The following is an 8,589-nucleotide window of genomic DNA, read 5'->3' as shown; positions in this document are numbered from 1 at the left end:
GCGCTGGGGCGTGCGCACCGGAGTCCCCGTGGTGGTGTACGACGACTGGAACCGTGCCGCGTCGGCGCGTGGGTGGTGGGTGCTCACCGCCGCCGGCATCTCCGACGTCAGGATCCTCGACGGTGGGCTGTCCGCGTGGACGGGTGAACTCCACACGGGCACAGCCATGCCGGTTCCCGGTGATGTGACGGTCACCCACGACGACCTCTACTCGGCGGCCCGCCCTGTCGTGACCGCCGACGGGGTGCCCGGCATCGGGGTGCTGCTCGACGCCCGCGCACCGGAACGCTACCGCGGCGAGGTCGAACCCGTCGACCCGGTGGCCGGCCACATCCCCGGAGCACTCAACGTGCCGAGCACCAGCCTGCTTACTGCTGACGGGACCTGGGGCTCGCAGCGCGAGCTCACCGAACTGTTCGACGCCCACGGTGTCGCCGCCGACTCGGACGTCGCGGCGTACTGCGGCTCCGGCGTGACGGCTGCGGTCACCGTCGCGGCGCTGGCAGCCGTCGGGATCGACGCCGCGCTGTACCCCGGGTCGTGGTCGGAGTGGAGTGCGGATCCGGGACGTCCCGTCGCCCGCGAAATCACTCCTTGAGGTCGAGAACCGGGGTGGGTCGCTGGAATCCGCGTGTGACCACAACCAGCCAGAGGACACCGATCGCCAGCCAGATCAGGCCCAGCACCAGCGTCATCCCCGACAGGCTGGTCCACAGCCACACGGTCAGGATGAACCCGATGCCCGGGGCGATGAGGTTGAGCACCACGTTCGAGCGCTCCCGCAGGTCGACGAAGTAGTGCTTGATCACCGACAGGTTCACCGCCGAGAACGCCACCAGGGCGCCGAAGCTGACCAGTGAGGCCAGCGTCGCGAGATCGATCACGATGGCCAGCAACGAGATCACGCTGACCACGCCGATCGCGTACACCGGCGTGCTGAACCGGGCAGAGACATGCCCGAACACCTTGCGCGGCAGCACCCCGTCGCGGCCCATCGCGAACAGGATGCGGGCCACGGAGGCCTGGGAGGTCAACGCCGAACCCAGCGCGCCGGCCACATACGCCGCCGTGAAGAACGTGTTGAGGAACTGCCCGCCGGCGGCCACCATCACGTCGAGCGAACCCGAATCGGCGTCGGCGAACTCGTGCGACGGGAACACCAGGTGCGACACGTAGGACAGCAGGATGAAGATGATCCCCGAGACGATCGTGGCGATCATGATCGCCTGCGGCACGGTGCGTTTGGCGTTCTTGGCCTCCTCCGACAGCGTCGAGACCGCATCGAAGCCCAGGAACGACAGGCACAGGATGGCCGCGCCGGCCAGCACCGGGCTGAACCCGGCGGCACTGCCGTCACCTGTGAACGGCGCCATCAGGTCGATGGATCCGTAGCCCGAGATCGTCGTCAGGGCCAGCACCAGGAACGTCACGATGAAGATCGCCTGGATCGCGATGATCAGGAAGTTCGCCCGGGCCACCGACACGATGCCGACGATGTTGAGCACCGTGACGATCCCGATGGCGATGATGACGATCAACCATTCCGGCAGTGCCGGCACCGCCGCGTTCAGGTAGAGGCCGATGACAAGGTAGTTGAGCATCGGCAGGAACAGGTAGTCCAGCAGCAGCGACCAACCGGCCAGGAATCCGGCGGGGGCCCCGAAGGTCCGCTGCGTGTAGGTGTACGCCGATCCCGCGATCGGGATCGCCGCGGCCATCCGGGCATACGACAGCGCGGTGAACACCATCGCGACCAGCGTGACCATGTAGGCCAACGGCAGTCTGCCCCCGGAGGTCTCGGTGACGATGCCGTAGGTGGTGAACACCGTCAGCGGCACCATGTACACCAGCCCGAACAGCACCAGTGACGGCAGGCCCAGTGCGCGTTTCAGATGGCCCTCTCGGCCATCGAGGTCGGGCACGAATGACTCCGAGGTGCTCATGACTGTCCCTTCAGTGCGTCGGCGCGGTAGACCGGATCCCCGCGCAAGTAGGTGGCCCGGATGCCGGCCTTCGGCAGTTCCAGTGGTGGTGTGGTGCGTGGATCACGTTCGAGCAAGATCATGTCGGCATTGGCGCCCGGTCCGAGGCGGCCCCAATTGTTCTCGGCGAACGCCTGATTCGCGACGCCCGCGGTGTAGGCGCTGAGCGCGTCCTCGATGGGCAGGATCTCGTGCGGTGTCCAGCCGCCTTCGGGCGCGCCGTCCTCGGTCCGCCTCGACACCGCCACCGCGATCCCGTCGAGCGGGGCCCCCGAGGACACCGGCCAGTCCGAGCCGAAGCTCAGCGGTGCGCCCGAGCGCTCCAGCGTGCGGATCGGGTATTGCTTGTCGGCCCGCTCGGCGCCCAGTCGTGGGATCGTCAGCACCGTCATCAGCGCATCCAACTGTGCCCACAGCGGCTGCATGTTGGGGATGACGCCGAGTTCGGCGAACCGGGCCAGATCGGCGTCGTCGACCAACTGACAGTGCGCGATCACCGGTCGTCGGTCCCGCGGGCCGTTCTGTGCGACAACGTATTCGATGGCATCGAGTGCCTGCCGGACTGCGGCGTCGCCGATGGCGTGGATGTGGATCTGCAGTCCGAGTTCGTCGACTCGGCGGGCAGCCTCGGCCAGCGAGTCGCCTTCCCAGTTGCGCATGCCGTGTTGGTGCAGGCCCGAGCAGTACGGCGCCAGCAGCGCACCGGTTTCGTTCTCCACCACCCCGTCGGCGAAGAACTTCACCGTCTGGGCGGTGAGCAATGGATTGGCGGCGGCCTCGACCAGCACACGCTGTTCGGCGAAATGGTTTATCTGAGAGTCGAAGTGCCGTGGGTCGGCATACAGCGCCAGGTTGAAGCGCATCCGCAGCTTTCCGCGCCGGGCCGCCTCGACATAGGTCGCCACGTCGGCGGGCTCCACCCAGGCATCCTGAACCCACGTCACACCACGGGCCAGGTAGTAGTCGGCGGCGGTGCCGAGCGCGTTGATGCGCACCTGCTCGTCGAGTGGGGGCATCACGTTCATCACCAGATCGGTGGCGCCCCACTCCCGCAGCGTCCCGAGCACCGAGCCGTCGTCGCGGTGCGGGATCTCGCCGAGTGCCGGATCCGGGGTGTCGGCGGTGATTCCCGCTCGGCGCAGGGCCTCGGAATTGCACCAGACGGTGTGGTAGTCCCACGCCCGCAGTACTACGGGCCGGTCGGGCACCGCGGCGTCGAGCCAGTGTGCGTCGAACAGCCCGTCGGGTGCCAGGCTGCCGTCGTAGGAGGCGCCGACGATCCAGTCCTGCTCGGGGTGATCGTCGGCGTATCTCTTGACCGCCGAGAGGATCTCGTCGACCGAACCGCACCCGCGCACCGGCGGCCCGACCGCCTCCAGCCCCCCGTACAGCGGGTGGGCGTGCCCGTCGCCGAACGACGGCATCAGGAACCCGCCATCCAGGTCGACCCGGTCGGCATCGGCGCCGCGGGTACGTGCCTCGTCGCCGAGTGCGGCCACCACACCGTCGACGACCAGCAGCGCGTCGGTCTCCTCGGAGCCGGTCCAGACGACACCGCCGTCAAACAGCGTCGTGCTCATTTGACCACCGCGGTCGCCCGGTGCCCGACACCGTAGGGATGTTGTGTGTCAACGGGTTCGGTGAGCGCGGTGTAGGTGTCCGGTCTGCGGGTCAGCAGGAACGGGAACAGCTCCAGCCAGTCGCGGCGCTGGTCGAGATCGAGGTCGGCGACCAGCACCGCTTCCTCGTCACGCGGGGCCTGCACCAGTACCCGGCCGTACGGATCGGAGATGAACGACGACCCGAAGAACGTCACCGCACCCTCGTCGCCGACGCGGTTGGGCACGACCATGAACAGGCCGCTGTTGATGCCGTTGGCGACGATGACCTGCTGCCACAGCGGGCGGGTGTCGAAATCCCGGAACACCGGCTCGGAGCCGATGGCGGTGGGGTACACGACGACCTCGGCGCCGCCCAGCGAGTAGTTGCGCGCCACCTCGGGAAACCATTCGTCCCAGCAGGTCGGCAGCCCGATGCGGGCGCCGAGGCCGTCGGGTTCGTACACCGGATAGGGGTCGGCGGCCGGGCCGGCGCGGAAGTAGGTGTCCTCGTAGTAGCCGGCCGAGATCGGGATGTGCAGCTTGCGGGTCCGGGCCACCAGTTCGCCCGCCGGGGAGACCAGGATCGCGGTGTTGAAGCCGAGGCCGTCGTCGTCGGGGGCGCTCTCGTAGAGCGACGCGTGCACGAAGATCCCGTGGGCGGTGGCGGCCTCGGCGGCCAGCGCGAACGTCGGTCCGTCGGACAGATCCTCGGCCAGGGCGCCGGGATTCGGGCCTGCGGGCTGATCGGCCGGGTAGCGCAACAGCGTGATCTCGGGCAGGAACACCGCGGTCGCGCCCTCGGCGGCGGCGCGGTTGATCCCGTCGCGCAGCACCCGGGTGAGTTCGGCGGCGTCCGGGCGCCAGCGGTGCTGAACCAGTCCGACACGCAGCGGTGGGCGCGGGGAATCCGTCGACCGCGACAGCGGCGGGGCGGCGGGGGCAGTGAGCGTGAGCATCCGGCTCCTAAAACGAATGAGGTTCGTTTATTGTGAACTGAGTCACTTCCTCGCGCAAGACGGGAGTTGCGGCATGGGACGACCACGCACACCGCTGCTGTCGACAGACCGGATCGCGGAGGCGGCGCTGAAGTCGGTGACGGCGACCGGGGGCTTCACCATCCCGGGAATCGCACGCGCCCTTCGGGTGCGGCCGTCGTCGCTGTACAACCACGTCAGTGGCCGCGACGAGATCGTCGAACTGCTCCGGGAACGCGCGATGTCGCAGGTCCAGCTTCCCGATGACGACCCCGGCCGGCCGTGGCGCGACGTCGTCGCCGACATCCTGCGCTCCTACCGGCGCAGCTACGCGCGCTACCCACGGCTGATCCCGCTGATGACCGCCCACGCCGTCAACAGCACGCAGGCGTTCACGATGTACAACGCGCTCGCGGTCACACTGCACCGCGGCGGTTTCGACCCGGCGGACACGCTGCGGGCGATCACGCTGATGGATTCGTTTGTCCTCGGCTCGGCGCTCGACGTGGCCGCCCCCGACGAACCCTGGCACACCGGCGCCGGGGTCGGACCGGAACTGGCGGCCGCGCTGGCCACCGGTGAGCCCAAGTCGCAACGCGCCGACGACGCCTTCGAATACGGGCTGGCGGTGCTGTTGCGTGGACTCCGACCCGAGGGAATGTGACCGAGCTCTCAGTGGTTGGCAGTAGGCATGGCGAAGATGAGCAGTGACGAGCGCGAACGATATCTGGCCGACGTGCACGTCGGCGTGATCGCCGTCGAGCGGCCCGACCGTGCCCCGCTGGCGGTACCGATCTGGTACGGCTATCGACCCGGAGGCGAGGTCCTGCTGTGGACCGAGGCAGAGTCCATCAAGCACAAGCTGATTCGTGACGCCGGCCGCTTCGCGATCACCGTGCAGGACGAGCAGCCGCCCTACAAGTACGTCACCGCCGAGGGCGACGTCACCGGCATCGGGCCCGCCGACGACGCGCAGGTGCGCGCGATCGCGGTCCGCTATCTCGGCGACGAAGCCGGCGGCCAGTTCGCCGACGAGAACCTGACCCCGACCTCGGTTGTCATCCGGATGCGTCCGCAGCGCTGGCTCAGCACCGATTACTCGAAGTAGCCTCCTGCGGAATTAAAATCTGCGACCGTCTGGGGCATGCGGATCTGGGTGGGGACTCTGGCGGCGGCGGGTCTTGTTCTGGCGGGATGCGGCGGTACGCAGGAGCAGCAGGCCGATCCCGCCGAGGCCCCGTCGGGCACGGTCGCGGCAGAGCAGCGCAGCGATCCCGATGTCGAGGACGACGGGGCGATGATCGTCACCTACGAGGACGCACAAACCCCCGACGCGCTCGCCGGGCGCGCGTTGATGCAGGACAACGAACTGCTCGAGGACCTCGCCGACGACATCAACGAAACCCTGGCACTGCCCTACGACATCGAGCTGCTCGGCTCACAATGTGATGAGGCGAACGCCTTTTGGGACTCCGACGAACAGTCGATCACCCTGTGTTACGAGGACGCCGCGCTGGCCGAACAGATCTTCACCGAGGCCGGTGACCCCGACCCCGTCGCCTCGGCACTGAACTCCGAGTACGCGACCTTCTATCACGAGGTCGGCCACATGGCCATCAACGTCTACGAGCTGCCGGCCCTCGGCCGCGAGGAGGACGTGGCCGATCAACTCGCCGCCTTCGTGCTCCTGCAACCCGGCGACGACGGTGTGCCGGACCCGGAATCGGTGCAGGCGGTCAAGGACTTCGCGCGGACCTTCGGAGCGTCGGGGGTGCAGCGCGGCGAGCTCAGCGCGGAGGATTTCGCCGACGTGCACTCGCTGGACGAGACGCGGATGTTCAACCTGCAGTGCTGGATCTACGGCTCGAGTCCCGAGACCAACGGAGACCTGGTCGCAGCCGGTGAACTCCCCGAAGGCCGAGCCGACGGCTGCGAAGACGAGTGGACACAACTCGACAACGCGTGGTCGACATTGCTCGACCCGTACTTCAGGTAGCCGGCTACCCCGGCGGCGGCGGGGGCGGCAGCGGCGGCGGTGGCAGCGGAGGTGGGGGAGGCGGTGGTGGTGGCGTCGTGAGCAGGCGGACGATGTCCGGCTTCATCGCCTGCAGCTGCGCACCCCAGTAACCCCAGCTGTGGGTTCCGTTGGGCGGGAAGTTGAAGATGGCGTTGCGGCCGCCTGCGGCCAGGTACTTGTCGCGGAACTCCTTGTTGGTGCTCAGCGTGATGGTCTCCAGGGAGCCGGCGCTGACATTGATGCCGAGGTCGGTGCCGGTGTCGAGGTCGGACGCTATGCCGTTGCCGCAATACACCCACAGCGCAGTGCGATTGGCGACGAGCCGGTTGATGTTGAGCATGGGATCGGCGCGCCGCCACGCCGGTGAGCCCGATGGACCCCACATGTCGAACGAATCGAATCCACCGGCGTCCTGCATCGCGATGTCGATGAGCGGCGGCCACAGCTTCTGCGATGGCGCCAGGTACCCCGACAGCGAGGCGGCGAATTTGTACTGGCGTGGGTAGTACGCGGCCATCGTCAGCGCCGCACTGCCCGACATCGACAATCCGACAACGGCATTACCGAAGGGGTCCTGGCCCTTGTTGGCCGCCAGCCAGGTCGGCAGCTCGTTGGTGAGGAACGTCTCCCACTTGTAGGTCACCGTGCCCGCGTTGTTCTTCGCGGGCCGGTACCAGTCGGCGTAGAAGCTGGACTGTCCGCCAACGGGCATGATCACCGAGATCCCGGATTGGTGAAACCACTCGAATGCCGCGGTGTTGATGTCCCAGCCGTTGAAGTCGTCCTGCGCGCGCAGGCCGTCGAGGAGCAGCACCGAATGTGGTCCGCCGCCCTGGAACTCGACGCGGATGGTGCGGCCCATCGCCGGTGACGGGACGTCGAGTATCTCGATGGGCAGGCCCTCGCGGGAGAATGCCGTCGCCTGCGGAACGGTGATCGTCGTCAAGCCGGCAGCGAGCATCACCGCGACGGCCAGGCGTGCGCCGACGCGGCGGGCCCGTTGTCCGAAGAGCGCCATGGGCGCGAACGTAACAGCGGTCGGCGGCGCGATCGCGGGGCGCGCGGGGCAGTGACCGGGTTGTGACCTGAGCGGATCGGGCGCGTTCCGCGACGCGCAGGGTGCGCTACCGCGCCGGATCCGCGGTGAATGGCGAGGTCAGCACGATCGGTGCCTGGGCCATGAATCGTGGCGTGCTGCCGCGGTGTTCTTCGGCGGCGTGCACGGTGAACGGGTGCACCACGTACATGTCACCCGGTGCGCCCGTCGCGTGCACCACAGGGCGACCGGAGCTCGCCTAATCGGCGAGGCGTCCCGCGGACACCGCGTCCAGCGCGTCGTCACCGAGCGCGGCGGCGACGTCGCGGTGGGAGCCGACCCGGATCCGTGTCGGCGCGTCGTCGATCGTCACGTCGGACAGCAGCGTCAGCAGCAGCATGGTGTGCGGCCTGCGGCTGACCGCCCACGAACCGTCCGCCTGCGGTGTGTTCAGGTCGATGTGCCAGCCGCGGTCCTCGGCGGGCGGGGACACCGGGAAGCGCACCGGGATGTTGCCCAACGATCCGCGCGGTTGCCATCCGCCGACACCGCAGACCGCGTCCAGTGCTTCGGCCAGACGCGGACTCCGGACCAGTTCGCCGAACGGGCCCGCTCCCGTCAGATCGGACGCCCACATCACCGGTTGTGTCCACGTGCTCCGATCGTCGGGCGACACACCGAGCTGCTGCCACAGCACCGCGCGGGCGGCATCGGCGACCCCCCGCGGCGCCGCCTGCTCGACCTTGACGAACCCGTCGCGCTCAAACGCCTCGACATCGACCATCCGCCGAGGGTGACACATCAGGCGTGTGGCGTGCCAATGGTTTTCGAGCGCCGCGCGCCCGCGACCGAGAACCCGGCACACGCCAGCAGCGAGGCGCAGACCATCACGATGCCCAGCGGCGCCGCGGTGTGCTCACCGCCGAGGCTGACCAACGGCGACACCGCCGCAGCGAGCAGGAACTGCGTGGCACCGAGC

At 68.5% G+C, this 8,589-nt stretch carries 8 protein-coding genes and 1 pseudogene; 4 read left to right on the top strand and 5 right to left on the bottom strand.

Annotated features, from left to right (window positions below):
• Window positions 1–598: sulfurtransferase (locus tag WA965_RS11600; RefSeq protein ID WP_526447543.1), on the top strand; the 598-nt coding region annotated here is incomplete at its 5' end.
• On the opposite strand, the gene WA965_RS11595 is transcribed toward WA965_RS11600, so the two are convergent.
• The 3 genes from WA965_RS11595 to WA965_RS11585 are packed head-to-tail and all read right to left on the bottom strand — an operon-like array spanning window position 588 to window position 4,539.
• Window positions 588–1,943 (bottom strand): amino acid permease, encoded by a 1,356-nt coding sequence (locus WA965_RS11595; protein WP_526301273.1) that lies wholly within the window; start codon window positions 1,941–1,943, stop codon window positions 588–590. The two genes, WA965_RS11600 and WA965_RS11595, sit on opposite strands and share 11 nt — an antisense overlap.
• Window positions 1,940–3,562, bottom strand: a complete 1,623-nt coding sequence (locus tag WA965_RS11590) for an amidohydrolase (RefSeq protein WP_526301275.1) — start codon at window positions 3,560–3,562, stop codon at window positions 1,940–1,942. Before WA965_RS11590 ends, WA965_RS11595 begins: the two co-directional genes overlap by 4 nt.
• Window positions 3,559–4,539: a nitrilase-related carbon-nitrogen hydrolase gene (locus tag WA965_RS11585; RefSeq protein WP_526301277.1), complete on the bottom strand. Its 981-nt coding sequence runs from the start codon at window positions 4,537–4,539 to the stop codon at window positions 3,559–3,561. The genes WA965_RS11590 and WA965_RS11585 overlap by 4 nt, the downstream gene beginning before the upstream one ends.
• Window positions 4,540–4,612: 73 nt before the next feature.
• Here WA965_RS11585 and WA965_RS11580 point away from each other — a divergent pair, with 73 nt between their 5' ends.
• Genes WA965_RS11580 through WA965_RS11570 form a run of 3 tightly spaced genes read left to right on the top strand, consistent with a single transcriptional unit; the run spans window position 4,613 to window position 6,553 of the window.
• Window positions 4,613–5,221 carry a TetR/AcrR family transcriptional regulator gene (locus WA965_RS11580; protein ID WP_526301279.1) on the top strand — a complete coding sequence of 203 codons (609 nt, stop codon included), beginning with the start codon at window positions 4,613–4,615 and terminating at the stop codon, window positions 5,219–5,221.
• A gap of 27 nt (window positions 5,222–5,248) precedes the next feature.
• On the top strand, window positions 5,249–5,665 hold the full coding sequence (locus WA965_RS11575) for a pyridoxamine 5'-phosphate oxidase family protein (protein ID WP_526301281.1): 417 nt from the start codon (window positions 5,249–5,251) through the stop codon (window positions 5,663–5,665).
• Between the two features lie 36 nt (window positions 5,666–5,701).
• A complete protein-coding gene (locus tag WA965_RS11570) occupies window positions 5,702–6,553 on the top strand; it encodes a DUF4344 domain-containing metallopeptidase (protein WP_526301283.1) in 852 nt (283 codons plus the stop codon).
• A 4-nt stretch (window positions 6,554–6,557) separates the two neighbouring features.
• On the opposite strand, the gene WA965_RS11565 is transcribed toward WA965_RS11570, so the two are convergent.
• Window positions 6,558–7,592, bottom strand: coding sequence for an alpha/beta hydrolase (locus WA965_RS11565; protein ID WP_526301285.1), 1,035 nt, complete (start codon window positions 7,590–7,592; stop codon window positions 6,558–6,560).
• 106 nt (window positions 7,593–7,698) lie between these two features.
• A pseudogene (locus tag WA965_RS11560) lies at window positions 7,699–8,394 on the bottom strand (phytanoyl-CoA dioxygenase family protein).
• Between the last annotated feature and the right edge of the window lie 195 nt (window positions 8,395–8,589).

The organism is Mycobacterium sp., assembly GCF_049683935.1.
Classification (GTDB): Bacteria; Actinomycetota; Actinomycetes; order Mycobacteriales; family Mycobacteriaceae; genus Mycobacterium.
The sequence above is the reverse complement of the archived record's forward strand: the minus strand, read 5'-3'. Positions and strand labels throughout refer to the sequence as shown.